The organism is Psychromonas sp. B3M02, assembly GCF_003318165.1.
Classification (GTDB): Bacteria; Pseudomonadota; Gammaproteobacteria; order Enterobacterales; family Psychromonadaceae; genus Psychromonas.
Map to the genome: position 1 here is coordinate 51077 of NZ_QOCB01000033.1, position 17754 is coordinate 68830.

The window sequence follows — 17754 nt, forward strand, 5'->3', positions numbered from 1 at the left end:
GCTCAAGGTGAGCTGATGAAAATAATTATTGCACCAGATTCCTTTAAAGAATCACTTACCGCTACTGCTGTAGCAAGCTGCATCGAAAAGGGTTTTTCTGCCATTTTTCCTGATTGCGAATATATCAAGATCCCCCTAGCCGATGGCGGTGAAGGGACGGTTGATGTGTTGCTCGATGCGTTGGATGGCCAGCAACAAACGCAATCGGTGCGGGGGCCTGTTAGTGCTGATGTGAATGCTACTTGGGCATTGTTTGACGACGGCAAAAGCAAAACAGCGCTGATTGAAATTGCAGCTGCATCAGGTCTTGATTTAATAACGCCTACACAACGTGACCCGCTAAACGCGACGAGTTATGGAACCGGCCAATCAATACTGCAAGCACTGGATTTAGGTGTACAAAAAATCCTGTTGGGATTAGGGGGCAGTGCAACTAACGATGCTGGCGCAGGTATTTTACAGGCATTAGGAGGACGCTTATTAGATGCTCAAGGGAATCGATTACCATTTGGTGGGGCAGCCTTAGCAAACTTAGCCAGAATCGACTTAAGCCAACTTGATCCGCGTTGTAAGGATGTGGAGTTTGTTGTGGCTTGCGATGTATCTAATCCATTAACTGGAAAAAACGGTGCCAGCGCTGTGTTTGGTCCGCAAAAAGGTGCAACGCCTGAGATGGTTGAGTTACTCGATCATGCATTAGGGCACTTCGCTGATATTGCTCAACAGACGACTCATATTAATCATCAACAAAGTGCTGGTTTTGGTGCTGCTGGAGGTGCCCCTTTAGGTTTGTCGCTTGCCTTTAATATTGAGATCAAAGCGGGTATCGACATGGTCTTGGATATCTTAAAAGTTGATCAGCTATTACCTAGTGTTGATTTAGTTATCTCTGGTGAAGGCATGATGGATAACCAAACGCTTAATGGCAAAGCGCCTTTTGGTATCGCGAAACGAGCCGAAAAACAAGGCATTCCTGTGATTGCGATTGCTGGTTCATTAGGTCGCGAAGTAGACCAACTATACAGCGTAATCAACAGCATATTTGGCAGCGTCAGATCACCACAATCCTTAAACCAAGTGTTTAGCGAAGCGAGCGACAACTTAACGCGCACCGCCAGAAATATCGCAGCCACTTTAGCTATCGGCAACCAACTCCCTATTACAAACCACATTGAATCAGTTAACTTAATTGATAAGGCTTCACTATGACTTACACTACTTCATCTTGCTTCTTACCTATGGAAAATGTTATCCAAGATTATGTTTGGGGAAGCAGAACCGCGATCAGTACACTCTTGGATATAGAAAATCCAGGTAATCAACATCAAGCTGAAATTTGGATGGGGGCACACCTTAATGGTTGCTCTAAAGTTAATGATAAAGGAGCAGAGAAATTATTATCTGACTTTATCGAACAAGACAAAAATGCCATTTTAACACCTCAAACTAATGCTCAATTTGCTGAATTGCCTTACTTATTTAAAGTATTAGCCGCTGGCGAAGCATTATCTGTCCAAGTGCATCCAAGTAAAGCACAAGCAGAAGCTGGGTTTGCTAAAGAAGAGGCGGCAGGTATTCCGCTTAATGCTGCTAATCGTAATTATAAAGATCCCAATCATAAACCAGAGTTGGTTTATGCCTTAACGCCTTATCAAGCGATGAACGGTTTCCGAGAATTTGAAGAAATTATTGGATTGTTTAAACAAGCAAACTTAACGGCTATTAAAGGCTTAGTTGAAGAATTTGCAAATAATTTGGATTCAGCAGGATTGAAAACATTCTTTTCTGAATTACTGTCATTACAAGGCATGGATAAAAACAATGCAGTGCGAGAGTTATTGGAATATGTCGAACAGCATAAGGAAGAGCCACTATGCTCACTGATTATAGAACTATCATTGCAACACCCGACAGACATTGGTTTATTTACGCCATTAATGCTCAATGTGATCACTCTACAGCCTGGTGAAGCTATGTTCCTATATGCTTGTACGCCACATGCGTACTTGAAGGGAACTGGGCTAGAAATAATGGCAAATTCAGACAATGTCTTACGTGCAGGATTAACGCCTAAATATATGGATGTAAATGAGCTGGTGGCTTGTACTAAATTTGAAGCCATTCCTTTTGATTCATTACGCTTTGTGCCTGAGCAAAAAGAAGGTGGACAATATTATGCAATCCCTGTTGAGGACTTTAAATTTGCGCTCTTTGAAAACATTGATGCACTGACGCTTCACGTTGACAGTGCTGAAATCTTATTAGCATTGGACTCCGATGTAACCTTAACTCATGACACTGGTGAAGTGATTGTGTTTAAGAAAGGGCAGTCAGTGTTTATTCCCGCTTATGTGAAACAGTATGAATTAACCAGTAAAGGGCGTGTCGCTCGCGCTTTTAACTAATAAAACCTGTTTACTATTAAAATAAAAAATACCCGCCAATAGTATTCTTAGCGGGTATTTTTTTGCTTAAACCTCAGGTGCTTTTAATGCGTCTTTCATGAATCCTTTGCATCAATAGAACCGAGCATTTATGATTCTTGTATTAATCTATTTTTTAGTACTTTGGGAATATTTCATGTCAGCTAACTTAACGCAATTACTCTCTATTATGCAGCAACTTCGTACCCCGGAAACAGGCTGCCCTTGGGACTTAAAGCAAACCTTTGATAGCGTGGTTCCTCATACTATAGAAGAAGCCTATGAAGTGGCTGATGCGATTGCCAATAAAGACTTTGATGATCTAAAAGGCGAATTAGGAGACCTATTATTCCAAGTGGTGTTTTATGCACAAATGGCCAAAGAGCAGGAATTATTTGAATTTGATGACATATTGGCGGTATTGAATGAAAAATTGATCCGTCGTCACCCTCATGTGTTTTCTACTTCAGAAATAAAAACGGATGCTGAAATTAATGCCAACTGGGAAGCAGAAAAAGAGAAAGAGCGTCAGAAAAAAGCACAATCACAAAATAAACAAGAGAGTGTATTAGATAATATTCCATTAGCATTACCTGCCTTAACGCGTGCTTACAAAATTCAAAAGCGCGCTGCCAGTGTCGGGTTTGATTGGGCGGAATTAGAGCCTGTGGTTGCTAAAATTCATGAAGAGCTAGATGAAGTATTAGTGGAAGTGAAACGCACGGATCTAAATGATGCTCAACAAAAAGAGCGTATTGTCGATGAATTAGGTGATCTATTATTTGCCAATGTTAATTTGATTCGCCACCTAAAAGCTAATCCAGAGCAAGTATTAACTCAAGCAAATAGCAAGTTTTCAACGCGTTTTAAGCGTGTTGAGGCACATGTTAGAGCATTAGGTAAAGAGATGGGGGATTGCACATTGAATGAATTAGATGCAATTTGGAATGAGATTAAGCACCTTCCTCAATAACTTGCTTGATGCTATTAAGGGAGTCAAAGGGAGTTATTTTGTGTATGAAACTTAAACAATCTTGCTGCCTTTTCACACTTTTTACATTTAATTTCATTAAATTTTTCCTACTGTTTTATGACCTTTAATAATCGACTCCTTTAAATTTCAGTGACCTAGCTATAGACCCTATGGCTATAGGTCTCTTAGCTAATATCACCAATCTTAAACACACCTGATCGACTCTATTTTTGCGCGTTAATAACACTGTTATTTTTCAAACAAACCCTGATGGAATTTTGTACTTCGAAGAATCGTTGATTTATTTATGATATGTTAATAAATATGCAAATACGCATTTGGGTAAATGATTTGACTACCCATCAAACTAACCACATTCATTAGACGCCTTAATTTAGCGTTATACAAAATAGTTTTCTTTTTCAATATTGATATGGAAAACGAAAGTTATTTGATCAGGCTAGTTAGGATGCTAGCGAAGGTGGTAGTTGAAAATTTATTATTCGTAAAACTCACGGAGGAAGTATGAAGTTAGTTAAAAAAATCTCGATGGTTGTTGCTTCAATGGCGGCGATAGGTGCTTTATCTACAGCCAATGCAGATGCCTTAGATACGGTGATTGAGCGAGGCGCACTAAATTGCGGTGTGGTACTTGATTTCCCACCTATGGGCTACACTGATAAAGACAACCAACCAGCAGGTTTTGATGTTGACTACTGTAATGATTTAGCAGAAGCATTAGGCGTTAAATCTAACGTTATTAATTTAACTTGGGCAGACAGGATCCCTTCTTTAATCTCTTCAAAAACAGATGTGGTTATCGGTTCTACTTCAGACACGCTAGAACGAGCTAAGTCAGTTGGTTTCACTTATCCTTACTTTGTTTTTAAATTCCAAGTGTTATCTAAAAAAGGCGTGGAAATCGATTCTTTTGATGACCTTAAAAACGTTAAAGTGGGTGCTGCCATTGGTACTACTTACGAAACAGAGTACTTTAAATACGCTGACGAAAAAGGCTGGGGAAGAGATAATTACACCTCTTTCAAATCTGAAAATGATGCATTCCTAGGTTTATACCAAGGTAAAATCGATGCACTTGTTTCAACTAATACCAACATTGCAACAAAATTAGCTTCTGGGCAATTTGATGACTTTGTTGCTGGTCCTTACGTGCCTAACTATGATGATGTGGTAGGTATTATTGCTAAGCGTGATGAGATTGCTTGGATCAATTACTTAAATCTATTCTTAATCCACCAAGTGCGTGACGGTAAGTTAAACGATTTACATGTTAAACATTTTGGTTCTCCTGTATCTGAAGATATGGTGAAAGCGTTAATTGAAAACCGCTAATCTCTAGCGTCATTATTTAATGGCCTACTTTTATTTTAAATAAAGTAGGCCATTTGTTTTTATAGTAGAGAGACCCTATTAATAGGGCAGTTTTTCACTTTCGTAATATCAAAAATTCAAACAGGCTCCTAATAGCAATATTTATTGGGGATGGACAAAGTAGCATTTGAGTTTAACTCACTGCAGTTTGAATTATTTAAAGAGGGTATATGGATAGTTATAACTTTCATTGGAATGTAGTATGGGATGCTTTTCCGCAATTATTAGGTGGCGCATTTACTACATTACACGTCTCTGTTTTATCAATGTTAGTAGGGATCGTTGCGGCGGTTTTTTTAGCATTGGGTAAAATGTCTAACTCTAAGATTTTATCTTTTTTATCCAGTATATGGATTGAGCTTTCTCGAAATACACCGGCATTATTTCTGATTTATATGGCTTACTTTGGCTTAGGTGCTTACGGCATCCATTTAAGCCCTTACTTATCGGTTTTTGCTGCCTTAGTATTTGTAAATGGTGGGTATTTAGCAGAAACATTTCGTGGTGGTTTTCAATCTATTCCACCAACACAATACAATGCAGCGCGCTCTTTAGGCATGAATAGTGTGCAGGCATATCGTCATATTATCTTACCGCAAATGTTTAGACGCATTTATCACCCAATGACCAATCAATTTATCTGGTCAATATTAATGAGTTCATTGGGGATATTAGTGGGAATGAATGATTTGTCAGGAGAAACACAACGTTTACAGTCTAGCTCTTTTAGAACCTTAGAGTTCTTTATTGTCGCTGCGGCCATGTATTACGTAATTGCTAAGCTAGTGTTATTTGCTGCACACTTAGTATCGAAACGTGTCTTTAAAGGGGAGTTATCATAATGAATTTATTTACTCCTATCTCTTGGAATGATGCAGGTTTCATTTTAACGGGTGTGTTAAACACCGTTTATATCTCTGTGATTGCGATCTTCTTCGGTACTATTTTAGGTTTAGTGCTGGGGTTTGCTAGAGCAGAAGGTAACAAGATAGTGAATATGTGTTTAGGTGGTGTACTGGACATTTTAAAATCGGTACCCCTGATTATTCAGCTTATCTTATTCAGTACTTTTATTGGTGCCATGGGTTACCCACTTGAACCATTTGTAGCTGGCTCGATTATTTTATCACTGTATACCATGGCCTTTATGGTTGAGGTATTTAGAAGTGGTTTTGATAATGTGCCCGCAGCGACCAAGAAAGCAGCGCGCTCATTGGGCATGAGTTATTGGCAAACTGTCCGACATATTAGTATTCCGATTGGCATGCGGTCGGTATTACCGTCATGGATAGGTGTTGGCTTGAGTGTGATTAAAGACTCAGCACTGGTATCGGTCATTGGTTATATGGAATTGTTAAGAACTGCAGAGCAGTTGATATCACGTTCGCAACAGGCCGTGATGATTTTAGTAGGCGTAGGGTTATTTTATTTTTTGATCTCTTACCCATTGTCGCTTTATGGTAAATACATAGAAAGGAAAATGACAAGATGATAGAAATCAAAGGTGTTCATAAATCTTTTGGTGATTTAGAAGTATTAAAAGGTATTGATCTTGATGTTAAAAAAGGCGAAGTAGTCAGTATTATCGGTGCCAGTGGTAGCGGTAAATCAACGCTTCTATATTGTATTAATGCTATTGAAGCGATTAATGGCGGCAAGATATTAGTGGATGGGGTAGATGTTCACGATAAAAATACGGATAAAAACCAACTAAGACAAAATTTAGGCATGGTATTCCAACAATGGAACTCCTTCCCGCACTTAACGGTATTGGAAAATGCGGCATTAGCGCCACAAGTGGTAAAAGGTTTTAGTAAAGAAAAAGCCGAAGAGATTGCTACAAAAGAGCTTACTCATGTGGGACTAGGGGATAAGTTACATGAATATCCAACCAAGATGTCTGGTGGTCAGCAGCAACGTTTAGCGATTGCGCGCGCACTAGCGATGGATCCGCCTTATATGTTGTTCGATGAAGTGACCTCGGCATTAGACCCTGAACTTGTGGGTGAGGTGTTGGATACATTGAGGTTATTACGTGATGATGGCATGACCATGATTTGTGTGACCCATGAGATCGCCTTTGCCAAAGAGGTCTCTGATAAAGTGGCCTTTTTCCATAAAGGGTTAATCGAAGAGATGGGTACCCCGCAACAGGTGTTAGAGAACCCACAAAAAGAGCGTACTAAGCAGTTTTTAAGTAAAGTTCTTTAATCGCTATTTCGAAAACGGCGCTACTAGTTACTAACTAATAGCGCCGTTTTTTTAATTTAGCTTTAAAAACCAAATGATTTGCGGGTGCACTTTGTTCTCAAAAAAATACCATTTATGCATTAAAGTGTTTTTATCGTTTGTCGGGAATCACAGTAGTTGATATACTGCTCTCCCATCTAAATGTTCAATTTTCTTCCATTTTGATAAAGCGGTCACACTTTAAAAATCTTAACTTTAATAATTAACAAGTTAGGCTATTTTTGCGTGTGATTTTTTTATTGGTGAATAAAATTAACACTCTTTTTCTTCTTAATGGCTCAGGGTTATTATGACAACAAAATATATATTCGTAACTGGTGGTGTTGTTTCATCACTTGGTAAAGGTATTGCTGCAGGCTCTCTTGCCGCAATTTTAGAAGCGCGTGGTTTAGACGTAACGATTCTAAAACTTGACCCGTATATTAACGTTGACCCGGGCACAATGAGCCCAATTCAGCACGGTGAAGTATTCGTGACTGACGATGGTGCTGAAACGGATCTTGACTTAGGTCACTACGAACGTTTTGTTCGTACCAAAATGACTAAACGCAATAATTTTACAACAGGTCGAATCTATTCTGACGTATTAGCTAAAGAGCGTCGTGGTGACTACCTGGGTGCTACTATTCAGGTGATCCCTCATATCACTAATGAAATCCAAGCACGTGTTATTGCTGGTGGTGAAGGACATGATGTTGCTATTGTTGAGCTAGGTGGAACAGTAGGTGATATTGAGTCACAGCCATTCCTTGAAGCTATTCGTCAATTGGCATTAAAAGTCGGTCGTGAAAATGCAATGTTCATGCATTTAACACTTTTACCTTATCTAAAAACAGCGGGTGAAGTAAAAACTAAACCAACGCAACATTCGGTAAAAGAGTTACGTAGTCTAGGTATTCAACCTGATATTCTAATTTGTCGTAGTGAAGTGAGCTTCCCTGCGAATGAACGCGCAAAAATTGCTTTATTCTGTAACGTTCAAGAGAAGTCAGTTATTTCATTACGTGATGTTGACTCAATTTATAAAATTCCAGCTTTATTAAAACAACAGGGGTTAGATCAAATCTGTGTTGAACGTTTTGGTTTAGATTGTCCTGAAGCTGATTTAAGCGAATGGTCAAAAGTAGTTGCAGAAGAAGCAAATACAACCAGTGAAGTGATCATTGGTATGGTTGGTAAATACATTGAATTGCCAGATGCATATAAATCTGTGAATGAAGCGTTAAAACACGGTGGTCTAAAAAATGCTGCCACTGTTAAGATTAAATACATTGATTCACAAGATGTTGAGATTAAAGGACTATCTGTTCTTGAAGGTGTTGATGCGATCTTAATCCCTGGTGGGTTTGGTGAGCGTGGTGTTGAAGGTAAAATTCTTGCAGCACAATATGCACGTGAAAATAAGATACCTTATTTAGGCATCTGTTTAGGTATGCAAGTGGCATTAATTGAGTTTGCTCGTAATGTAGCAGGTCTTAAAAATGCACACTCAACAGAGTTTGATGAAAAATCAGAAAACCCAGTGGTTGGTTTAATTACTGAGTGGATTGATAAATCAGGTGAAGTTGAACAACGTACTGAAGATTCGGACTTAGGTGGTACAATGCGTGTAGGTTCGCAGAAGTGTCATCTAGCGAGTAACTCTAAAGTATTGGAAATGTACGGTAGCAAGGAAATATTTGAGCGCCACCGTCATCGTTATGAAGTAAATAACAACCTATTACCAGCAATTAAGAAAGCGGGTTTACAGATCACTGGTTTATCAGAAGATAAGAAACTAGTAGAAATCATTGAAAACCCAAATCATCCTTGGTTTGTTGCTGCGCAATTCCATCCGGAATTCACATCAACACCACGCGATGGTCACCCTTTATTTAAAGGGTTTATAAAAGCTGCGATAGATCATCAACAAGGTCGTTTTTCATAGTTTTTGTTGACCCGATCGCATTAGTTTGTTAAAAAATTACACATTAAAAGGCTGTGGTCACAAATCACAGCTTGTAATGAAGAATTTTTAAAATTTATTTTTATTAAAACAAAGGAAAAATCATGTCAAACATCGTTAAAGTACTTGGTCGTGAAATCATGGATTCACGTGGTAACCCAACTGTAGAAGCTGAAGTTCATCTAGCAGACGGTTCTATCGGTATGGCTGCTGCTCCATCTGGCGCATCTACTGGTTCTCGTGAAGCACTTGAATTACGTGACGGCGACAAAGCACGTTACCTAGGTAAAGGTGTACTTAAAGCTGTTGAAGCTGTAAACGGTCCAATCGCTGAAGCACTAGCTGGTAAAGATGCACTAGCACAAGCTGAGCTTGACCAAATCATGATCGACCTAGACGGAACAGAAAACAAAGCTAAATTTGGCGCAAACGCTATCCTAGCTGTTTCTCTAGCTGCTGCTAAAGCTGCTGCAATCTCTAAAAAAGTACCACTATACGCTCACATTGCTGACCTAAACGGTACTTCTGGTGTTTACTCTATGCCGCTTCCAATGATGAACATCATCAATGGTGGTGAACACGCAGATAACTCTGTAGATATCCAAGAATTCATGATCCAACCTGTTGGCGCTGCTAACTTCCGTGAAGGTCTACGTATGGGTGCTGAAGTATTCCATAGCCTTGCTAAAGTACTTAAAGCTGACGGTCACTCAACTGCTGTTGGTGATGAAGGTGGTTTCGCTCCAAACCTTGCTTCTAACGAAGCTGCACTTGCTGCAATCAAAGTTGCTGTTGCAAACGCTGGTTACGAGCTAGGTAAAGACATTACACTAGCGATGGACTGTGCTGCATCTGAGTTTTACGATAAAGAAGCAAACATCTACGACCTTAAAGGTGAAGGTAAAAAATTCACTTCAGAAGAGTTCAACTTCTTCCTTAAAGATCTTACTGAACAGTACCCAATCGTTTCTATCGAAGATGGTCTTGACGAGTCTGACTGGGATGGTTTCGCACATCAAACTAAACTAATGGGCGATAAAGTTCAATTAGTTGGTGACGATCTATTCGTAACAAATACTAAGATTCTTAAGCGTGGTATCGACAACGGTATTGCTAACTCAATCTTAATCAAATTCAACCAAATCGGTTCTTTAACTGAAACTTTAGCTGCAATCAAAATGGCTAAAGACGCTGGTTTCACAGTTGTTATCTCTCACCGTTCTGGTGAAACTGAAGATGCAACTATCGCTGACCTAGCTGTTGGTACAGCTGCTGGCCAAATCAAAACTGGTTCATTAAGCCGTTCTGATCGTGTTGCTAAGTACAACCAACTTCTACGTATCGAAGAAGCGCTAGGTTCAAAAGCACCATACAACGGTCTTAAAGAAGTTAAAGGTCAGTAATATTATTTCCTAACTTCGGTTAAGGAAAGTATTCTACTTTGACTTATAAATCCTCACTTCGGTGAGGATTTTTTTTGCCTGCTGTTTGGTGAAAGGTTAGGTGCAAAGCACCTCATTACTTCAGTCTTAAATGAGTTAAAGATCAGTAATATTATTTCCTAACTTCGGTTAAGGAAAGTATTCTACTTTGACTTATAAATCCTCACTTCGGTGGGGATTTTTTTTAACTATTATTTGGTGAAAGAGCATTAAGCCGTTCTGATCGTATTACTACTCTTTGTTAACTACGGGCAACCAACTGCTACGTATCGAAGAAGCGCTAGGTTCAAAAGCACCATACAACGGTCTTAAAGAAGTTAAAGGTCAGTAATATTATTTCCTAACTTCGGTTAAGGAAAGTATTCTACTTTGACTTATAAATCCTCACTTCGGTGAGGATTTTTTTTGCCTGCTGTTTGGCGAAAGGTTAGGTGCAAAGCACCTCATTACTTCAGTCTTAAAGAAGCTAAAGGTCAGTAACTCTTTAAATAGAATATGATTTATAAATCTTAAGATTTAAATCCTCACTTTGGTGGGGATTTTTTTGCCTGCTGTTTGGTGAAAGGTTAGGTGAAAGCGCATTAAACCTTTCTAATCCCCTGGGGATTTAGCTTAAATCATATCTTAATGCTTAAAGTCAGCGTAAAATGCGCATTTTTTAAATGTAGTGGTGGAAAAGTAATGCCTGTAGTTATTGAGATCCTTGGTTGGACTAGTGTTTTCTTTTATGTCTTTTTAATGGTCTTTAATGGCATGAAAAACATACGCTTAGCTTCCTTTTTATCAGTCATTAATGATGTTTCCTGGGGGATTTTAATTGGTGTAATGCCAAAGGTATTGCTGAACCTAGTGGTGGGAAGCGTGACCTTATACCGTTATTTATGTGATTTTACTGAATTATCACGCCGTATCACTCTGATTATCTTAGTCATTATGATCGCTTTTTTAACTTACGCAACTTACTTCTCAGTGAATGATTATCTGGCTAATCCATCTTTAGGACTGTTATTAACTTGGGTTGATTTTGCGATTATTTTAACCGCGCTGAGTGTTAAAAAAATCCGACTTTTCCAGTTTTTTATGTGGATATCTGCTTTTGTTGGCGGCTATGCTTATTATTTACTAGGCATCGATCAAATGATTGTTATCAAAGCGATTGTTGGTTTAATTATGACTCATAAGCTATTTTTCCATCCGCTTTTCCCACAATTAGAGAGCAAATTACTTTTTTGGAAAAAATCACGTTAGGCAAAATAATTAAGCACAGTCTAATTTAGCATGCTTGAGCTAATGTTAATTTTCCTTGTAATATGGGATGATTAACTTTTTATTATTGAGTTTACTTATCATGCGCTTACTGTTATTTGTGTTTGTTTTCCTCTTCTCTTTATTGCAGTACCATTTATGGTTTGGTAAAAATGGGCTGCAAGATAATCGAGAATATAGAAAAGCCGTTGATCTCGCTACGGCAAGTAATACAGAACTCACGACACGTAATCAAATGATGTTCTCTGAAATTGATAATTTAAAAACTGGCACTGAAGCAATAGAAGAGCGAGCCCGCAATGAACTAGGGCTAATTAAAGAAGGCGAAACATTTTTCCGTATCGTTCCTAAAGGCGGAGAGTTAGATGAATAAGCCCTGTTTTTCTGTGGTGATGCCTGCTGCCGGCATCGGTAAGCGTGTTGGTTCGGACATTCCTAAGCAATATTTAACGATTTTAGATAAAACGATTATAGAATATAGTCTTGCTCCCTTTTTAGCACACCCTGATATTAATCAAGTGGTTGTTTCTATTGCTGATAATGATCAGTGGTTTAATAACTTGAGCGTTGCTAATCACCCTAAATTGAGTATGGTTAAAGGCGGTAAAGAGCGTGTAGATTCAGTGTTAAGTGCATTAAAGTCATTACCTGTCACTGATTATGTCTTAGTGCATGATGCCGCTCGTCCCTGTATACAAGCCACCGACATTGATAAACTGCTCGATCATGCTCAACAACATGATAGCGGTGCAATGTTGGCTTATCGAGTGCGTGATACTATGAAACGTAGCGATCCTGAACAACAGATTAAACATACGGTCGATCGCGATAATTTGTGGCATGCATTAACGCCGCAGATGTTTAAAAACCAACAGCTAATTAATGCTATTACTAGTATCGAAGCGCAGCACCTGATTACCGATGAAGCGTCAGCCATAGAGTTATCTGGTGGGAGTGTTTCAATTATTGAAGGGCGTAGTGATAATATTAAAGTCACACAAGCAGAAGACTTATTATTAGCGGAATTCTATCTCTCAAAAATTTAATACATATTTTTACATTTAAAACACACGGTTAATTTTATACACATTGTTAAGGAATATTTATGATCCGTATCGGACATGGTTATGATGTACACAAGTTTGGTGGCGAAGGCCCAATTACCATTGCAGGTGTAAAGATCCCTTACACTCAAGGTTTACTGGCTCATTCAGATGGTGATGTAGCGATCCACGCTCTGTGTGATGCGATACTTGGCGCGTTAGCATTAGGTGATATTGGCCGTCACTTTCCTGATAATGATGATGCTTTTAAAGGCATCGATAGCCGAGAATTATTAGTTAATGTATATCAACAAGCTAAGGATAAAGGTTACCGTTTAGGTAATGCTGATATCACCATCATTGCACAGGCTCCTAAAATGGCGCCACACATTGCCGATATGTGTGCAGAGCTAACACGTTTACTTGATACCGACCTAGGAAATATCAATGTCAAAGCAACCACGACAGAGAAGTTAGGTCCGATGGGGCGAAAAGAAGGCATCTCTTCACATGCGGTAGTGATCTTATTAAAGGATGCACAATGAGTGAGTTGCAGCCTGACAAAAAGGTATACCCATTAGACTTTAATTACCTTTATGGGAAACCCACTTGTACAGGTCGCTTTAAACAACATTGTGAAGACTTTCGCGTAGAAGAGCAGTTAGATTTTGAATTAACCGGTGAAGGTGAGCATGTTTGTTTATGGGTTAAAAAAGTAGGTGAAAATACTGATTACCTAGCTAGGCAACTAGCAAAATTTGCAGGGATTGCTGCTAAGAATGTAAGCTATGCAGGCTTAAAAGATCGCCAAGCAGAGACTTATCAATGGTTCTCTTTATATATTCCTGGAAAAATAACCCCAGACTTTAGCTGCTTTGAATCACCTGGTGTCAGTATTTTAAAAGTGATTCGCCATAATAAAAAGCTACGAACAGGATGCTTATCTGGTAACAACTTCACCATTACTTTGCGTGAGGTGTCTGATAAAGCGCAATTACAGAAAGTACTCGATAAAGTTCAGCATGGTGTTCCTAATTATTTTGGTAATCAACGTTTCGGTTTTGACGGTCATAATGTCAATGCCGCACTGCAAATGTTTAATGGTCGCAAAATAAAAGATAGATTTAAACGTGGTATGTATCTGAGCGCAGCGCGAAGTTACCTGTTTAACCGTGTTATTTCTCAGCGTATTGAAGATAATTTACAAGCCTCTCCTTTATTAGGAGACTGTGTGCAATTTGTTGCGAATCGATCTTTTTTTCCATTACCTGATTTATCGGAACAAACCTTGCAACGTCTATCTCAACGAGAGGTCTGCTTAACAGCACCTTTATGGGGTAAAGGTGAATTGACCTCAAGCGAGGATGCACAAGAATATGAATTAAATTGTTTACAGGAGTTTGCTGATTTACAAGCAGGGTTAGCAAAAGAAGGGTTAAAGCAAGAGCGACGCCCGTTATTATTAATACCTGAGCAGTTTAGTTATCAATGGAATGATCAAGCAACATTAACACTGTCATTTTATTTACCGTCGGGTTGTTATGCAACCAGTGTAATTCGTGAGCTTATTGAGATAAATATATGATGCTATTAATTAGTAATGATGACGGTGTATTAGCACCAGGATTGTCTGCGTTACACAAGCACTTGAGTCAAATTGATGACACTGAAACTATGGTTGTTGCTCCTGAGCGTAATCATAGTGGCGCTAGTAATTCATTAACACTGGAGCACCCCTTAAGAAAGCATCAATTAGATAATGGCTTTATATCGGTTAATGGCACACCTACTGACTGTGTGCATTTAGCATTAAATAAGCTTTGTTCAACCCCGCCTAAACTGGTCGTTTCTGGTATTAATGCTGGTGCCAATATGGGCGATGATGTGTTGTATTCGGGGACTGTTGCTGCTGCAATGGAAGGACGATTTTTAGGATTACCAGCTGTTGCTGTTTCATTAGATGGTACTGAGCATTACGAAAGTGCCGCTCGCTATGCTAAAAAATTAGTAGAGCATTTGTTGGTTTCGCCATTGGAACAACATCAAGTTATTAATATTAACGTACCTGATTTACCTTTTGAGCAGATTAAAGGGATTAAAGTGACGCGTTTAGGCAAACGTCATCAAGCAGAGATGATTGAAGAAAGTATTGACCCTAGAGGGCGTGAAATTTTTTGGGTTGGGCCTCCAGGGCATATTGCAGATGCAGGTGAAGGCACGGACTTCCATGCCGTTGAGCATGGTTATGTATCAATTACCCCAATCAAAGTCGACTTAACCGCGATAGAGCAGTTGCCTATGGTTGATAAATGGTTAAAAGAGATTTGATTGAACATTAGTAATGACCGCTTAAGCCGACACCTTTAAGCGCTGATAGTTAAGCCAATAACCTAAAAAGAGAAACTAAGTGAAAATATTTGCCCCCCTATATGAAAAAGTAATGCTTTGGTCAAAACATAAATATGCGCCATTTTATCTTTATCTCACGGCGTTTATAGAGTCTATATTTTGGCCTATTCCAGTAGACATTATGCTGGCACCGATGGCATTGGCTAAACGAGAAAAAGCATGGCAGTTTGCTTTTGGCGCAACACTTTTTTCTGTTCTAGGTGGTGCCCTAGGTTATTACTTGGGTAGCGCATTATATGACCCTGTGGTATTACCTTTTATTGAAGCAATGCATTATCAAGGCAAAATGATAACAGCACAGTCGTGGTTTAGTGAGTGGGGCGTTTTAGTGATTTTTATCGCGAGTTTTACACCTATTCCATTTAAAGTCTTTACTGTAACTGCAGGTGTTATGAGCATGGCATTTTGGCCATTTATGTTAACTGCATTAGTTGGGCGAGCGATGCGCTTCTTCTTAGTTGCTGGATTGATGGTCCTAGGGGGAGAGAAAATGGAAACGAAATTAAGTAAATACATCGATGCATTAGGTTGGGTAACTATTATAGCGGCGGTTATTTTATATTTTACAATTAAGCACTAAATAACAGTGAAATATCTATTATCTGCCACTTTTGTACTATTAACTGCTTGTTCTGGGCAAAGTGGTCGAGCACCTGTTTATGATGCGACTTCGACTCCTAAGCCTTATGTTGCAACAGGACAAAGCATTTCGCCAGGACAAGCTACCTATATAGTGGAAAAAGGCGATACGCTGTATTCCATTGCTTGGCGTGCAAAAATGAACGTAAACACGCTTATTAAGCGAAATAACCTCAAAAAACCTTATATTATTAGACAAGGAGAGGTATTGACACTTAGAAATGTCAGCAAAAAAGTTTCGACTGTTTCACAAAATAAGCAAAAAGTGGCCTCAAATGGTTGTTTAGGGCAAAGCTGTGCAAAAAATCAAAAAGTAAAGGTTGTTAAAAAATCAACAAAAGCATATCCTGCAAAAGTTGTTGATAAAAAAGTGACTAAAAAGCCTGTTTCACAGCCGGTTGCTAAAAAGGTATCCGATTGGCGTTGGCCAAGTGAAGGGAAATTAACTAAAACATTTGCAAATTCAACACAGGGTATGAAAGGCATATCCATTACAAATGACCGAGGCACCTCTATTTATGCGGCAGCTAGTGGTCAGGTTGTATACGCAGGGAGTGGTTTAAGAGGATATGGAAACCTCGTGATCATTAAGCATAACTACGATTATTTAAGTGCTTATGCGCATAATGACAAACTGCTCGTTAAAGAGAATGAACAAGTGAAGATGGGCCAGAAAATAGCCGTGATGGGAGACAGTGGCACAGATAGCGTTTATTTACATTTTGATATTCGTTATCGAGGCAAGTCTGTTGATCCTTTACGTTATTTACCAAAAAGGTAGCGATGCAAAGAGCACAGATAATTGATTGTTTAAAGGTATAAACAATTAATTAGGCTCATCTACATGGAGTTTGTTCGAAATATTATAGAGTTAAAAGGAGTTTTAACCATGGTAGGAACAGCCTCAGTAAGTTTAGATAAACTTGATTATAATTCACAGATGCATTTTGATGATGAACAGCATGAGATTAATATGCAAAAGTCATCTGAAAAAGAGTCTAATTCAAGTACTTTTGAAACCAATCAAAAACACAAAGTAATGGATGCTACCCAACTCTACTTAGGAGAAATTGGCTATTCACCATTATTAACTGCCTCAGAAGAAGTTTACTACGCACGTCGTCTCCAGCGAGGTGATCAAGCGGCACGTAAACGTATGATAGAAAGTAATTTGCGATTAGTGGTGAAAATATCTCGCCGTTATAACAATCGTGGATTATCACTCCTGGATCTTGTTGAAGAAGGTAACTTAGGCTTGATCCGCGCCGTGGAAAAATTTGATCCTGAAAAAGGGTTCCGTTTTTCAACCTACGCTACTTGGTGGGTTCGTCAAACCATTGAGCGCGCTATTATGAATCAAACACGTACGATTCGTTTACCGATTCATATTGTCAAAAAACTTAATGTTTATTTACGTACCGCACGTGAACTAGCCCATAAACTGGCTTATGAACCAACACCTGAAGATATTGCTAAAGAATTAGATGTGCCTGCAAAAGAGGTGTCTAAAATATTAAAGCTCAATGAGCGAATTAGTTCAGTTGATAGCCCGCTTGGCACAACCGCTGACAAAGACTTATTAGATATTATCCCGGATAGTACAGATCATACACCGGAAAACAGTCTGCAAACCAATGATATGAAATTACGTATTGTAGATTGGCTTGAAGATCTTCAACCAAAACAACGTGAAGTTTTAGCAAGACGTTTTGGTTTGTTAGGGTATGAAGCGGATACCTTAGAGAACGTAGGTAAAGAGATCGGCTTAACACGTGAACGAGTTCGTCAAATTCAAGTGGAAGCCTTAAAATCTTTGCACTCAGTTTTATCGGCACAGGGTTTATCTATTGATTCATTATTTCAATCGTAAACTTGCTAATAAATAATTAAGCTGGAAAATAAAAAACGCATCTTCGGATGCGTTTTTTTATTTAAAAAAATTTATACCAATCACACTAAATAATACCAATCA

General features: G+C 38.8%; 18 protein-coding genes. All 18 read left to right on the top strand.

Going from position 1 to position 17754, the window contains the following annotated elements:
* Positions 1–15: 15 nt before the first annotated feature.
* The 18 genes from DS885_RS04845 (at position 16) to rpoS (ending at position 17652) form a co-directional block, all read left to right on the top strand.
* On the top strand, positions 16–1209 hold the full coding sequence (locus tag DS885_RS04845; RefSeq protein ID WP_113818273.1) for a glycerate kinase: 1194 nt from the start codon (positions 16–18) through the stop codon (positions 1207–1209).
* On the top strand, positions 1206–2405 hold the full coding sequence (gene manA, locus DS885_RS04850) for a mannose-6-phosphate isomerase, class I (protein ID WP_220149644.1): 1200 nt from the start codon (positions 1206–1208) through the stop codon (positions 2403–2405). The genes DS885_RS04845 and manA overlap by 4 nt, the downstream gene beginning before the upstream one ends.
* A 175-nt stretch (positions 2406–2580) precedes the next feature.
* Positions 2581–3396, top strand: a complete 816-nt coding sequence (mazG, locus tag DS885_RS04855) for a nucleoside triphosphate pyrophosphohydrolase (protein ID WP_113818274.1) — start codon at positions 2581–2583, stop codon at positions 3394–3396.
* 525 nt (positions 3397–3921) lie between these two features.
* Positions 3922–4749, top strand: coding sequence for a transporter substrate-binding domain-containing protein (locus DS885_RS04860; RefSeq protein WP_113818275.1), 828 nt, complete (start codon positions 3922–3924; stop codon positions 4747–4749).
* A gap of 209 nt (positions 4750–4958) precedes the next feature.
* A complete protein-coding gene (locus DS885_RS04865; RefSeq protein ID WP_113818276.1) occupies positions 4959–5630 on the top strand; it encodes an amino acid ABC transporter permease in 672 nt (223 codons plus the stop codon).
* Positions 5630–6280: an amino acid ABC transporter permease gene (locus DS885_RS04870; protein WP_258546846.1), complete on the top strand. Its 651-nt coding sequence runs from the start codon at positions 5630–5632 to the stop codon at positions 6278–6280. Before DS885_RS04865 ends, DS885_RS04870 begins: the two co-directional genes overlap by 1 nt.
* Positions 6277–6999, top strand: coding sequence for an amino acid ABC transporter ATP-binding protein (locus DS885_RS04875; protein WP_113818278.1), 723 nt, complete (start codon positions 6277–6279; stop codon positions 6997–6999). Before DS885_RS04870 ends, DS885_RS04875 begins: the two co-directional genes overlap by 4 nt.
* A 328-nt stretch (positions 7000–7327) precedes the next feature.
* A complete protein-coding gene (locus tag DS885_RS04880) occupies positions 7328–8965 on the top strand; it encodes a CTP synthase (RefSeq protein ID WP_113818279.1) in 1638 nt (545 codons plus the stop codon).
* Positions 8966–9087: 122 nt separating this feature from the next.
* The gene (gene eno / locus DS885_RS04885; protein ID WP_113818280.1) at positions 9088–10386 is read left to right on the top strand and encodes a phosphopyruvate hydratase; all 1299 of its coding nucleotides are present in this window, start codon (positions 9088–9090) and stop codon (positions 10384–10386) included.
* Positions 10387–11106: 720 nt separating this feature from the next.
* Positions 11107–11673 (top strand): phosphopyruvate hydratase, encoded by a 567-nt coding sequence (locus DS885_RS04890; protein ID WP_113818281.1) that lies wholly within the window; start codon positions 11107–11109, stop codon positions 11671–11673.
* Positions 11674–11773: 100 nt separating this feature from the next.
* Entirely contained in the window at positions 11774–12064 is a 291-nt protein-coding gene (gene ftsB, locus DS885_RS04895; protein WP_181817696.1) for a cell division protein FtsB, read from the top strand.
* Entirely contained in the window at positions 12057–12737 is a 681-nt protein-coding gene (gene ispD / locus DS885_RS04900; RefSeq protein WP_113818282.1) for a 2-C-methyl-D-erythritol 4-phosphate cytidylyltransferase, read from the top strand. The genes ftsB and ispD overlap by 8 nt, the downstream gene beginning before the upstream one ends.
* 59 nt (positions 12738–12796) lie before the next feature.
* Positions 12797–13279 carry a 2-C-methyl-D-erythritol 2,4-cyclodiphosphate synthase gene (gene ispF, locus DS885_RS04905; RefSeq protein WP_113818283.1) on the top strand — a complete coding sequence of 161 codons (483 nt, stop codon included), beginning with the start codon at positions 12797–12799 and terminating at the stop codon, positions 13277–13279.
* The gene (gene truD / locus DS885_RS04910) at positions 13276–14319 is read left to right on the top strand and encodes a tRNA pseudouridine(13) synthase TruD (RefSeq protein WP_113818284.1); all 1044 of its coding nucleotides are present in this window, start codon (positions 13276–13278) and stop codon (positions 14317–14319) included. Before ispF ends, truD begins: the two co-directional genes overlap by 4 nt.
* Positions 14316–15062 carry a 5'/3'-nucleotidase SurE gene (surE, locus tag DS885_RS04915; RefSeq protein WP_113818285.1) on the top strand — a complete coding sequence of 249 codons (747 nt, stop codon included), beginning with the start codon at positions 14316–14318 and terminating at the stop codon, positions 15060–15062. Before truD ends, surE begins: the two co-directional genes overlap by 4 nt.
* 79 nt (positions 15063–15141) lie before the next feature.
* On the top strand, positions 15142–15723 hold the full coding sequence (locus DS885_RS04920; protein ID WP_181817697.1) for a YqaA family protein: 582 nt from the start codon (positions 15142–15144) through the stop codon (positions 15721–15723).
* Between the two features lie 6 nt (positions 15724–15729).
* Positions 15730–16563 (top strand): peptidoglycan DD-metalloendopeptidase family protein, encoded by an 834-nt coding sequence (locus DS885_RS04925; RefSeq protein WP_258546847.1) that lies wholly within the window; start codon positions 15730–15732, stop codon positions 16561–16563.
* A gap of 108 nt (positions 16564–16671) precedes the next feature.
* Complete coding sequence (gene rpoS / locus DS885_RS04930; RefSeq protein ID WP_181817698.1) at positions 16672–17652, top strand: RNA polymerase sigma factor RpoS; 981 nt, start codon at positions 16672–16674, stop codon at positions 17650–17652.
* Positions 17653–17754 lie beyond the last annotated feature (102 nt).

Bases quoted from the DNA above. Each gene is read 5' to 3' on its own strand.
- DS885_RS04845 (WP_113818273.1), top strand. From the start codon at position 16: ATGAAAATAATTATTGCACCAGATTCCTTTAAAGAATCACTTACCGCT.
- manA (WP_220149644.1), top strand. From the start codon at position 1,206: ATGACTTACACTACTTCATCTTGCTTCTTACCTATGGAAAATGTTATC.
- mazG (WP_113818274.1), top strand. From the start codon at position 2,581: ATGTCAGCTAACTTAACGCAATTACTCTCTATTATGCAGCAACTTCGT.
- DS885_RS04860 (WP_113818275.1), top strand. From the start codon at position 3,922: ATGAAGTTAGTTAAAAAAATCTCGATGGTTGTTGCTTCAATGGCGGCG.
- DS885_RS04865 (WP_113818276.1), top strand. From the start codon at position 4,959: ATGGATAGTTATAACTTTCATTGGAATGTAGTATGGGATGCTTTTCCG.
- DS885_RS04870 (WP_258546846.1), top strand. From the start codon at position 5,630: ATGAATTTATTTACTCCTATCTCTTGGAATGATGCAGGTTTCATTTTA.
- DS885_RS04875 (WP_113818278.1), top strand. From the start codon at position 6,277: ATGATAGAAATCAAAGGTGTTCATAAATCTTTTGGTGATTTAGAAGTA.
- DS885_RS04880 (WP_113818279.1), top strand. From the start codon at position 7,328: ATGACAACAAAATATATATTCGTAACTGGTGGTGTTGTTTCATCACTT.
- eno (WP_113818280.1), top strand. From the start codon at position 9,088: ATGTCAAACATCGTTAAAGTACTTGGTCGTGAAATCATGGATTCACGT.
- DS885_RS04890 (WP_113818281.1), top strand. From the start codon at position 11,107: ATGCCTGTAGTTATTGAGATCCTTGGTTGGACTAGTGTTTTCTTTTAT.
- ftsB (WP_181817696.1), top strand. From the start codon at position 11,774: ATGCGCTTACTGTTATTTGTGTTTGTTTTCCTCTTCTCTTTATTGCAG.
- ispD (WP_113818282.1), top strand. From the start codon at position 12,057: ATGAATAAGCCCTGTTTTTCTGTGGTGATGCCTGCTGCCGGCATCGGT.
- ispF (WP_113818283.1), top strand. From the start codon at position 12,797: ATGATCCGTATCGGACATGGTTATGATGTACACAAGTTTGGTGGCGAA.
- truD (WP_113818284.1), top strand. From the start codon at position 13,276: ATGAGTGAGTTGCAGCCTGACAAAAAGGTATACCCATTAGACTTTAAT.
- surE (WP_113818285.1), top strand. From the start codon at position 14,316: ATGATGCTATTAATTAGTAATGATGACGGTGTATTAGCACCAGGATTG.
- rpoS (WP_181817698.1), top strand. From the start codon at position 16,672: ATGGTAGGAACAGCCTCAGTAAGTTTAGATAAACTTGATTATAATTCA.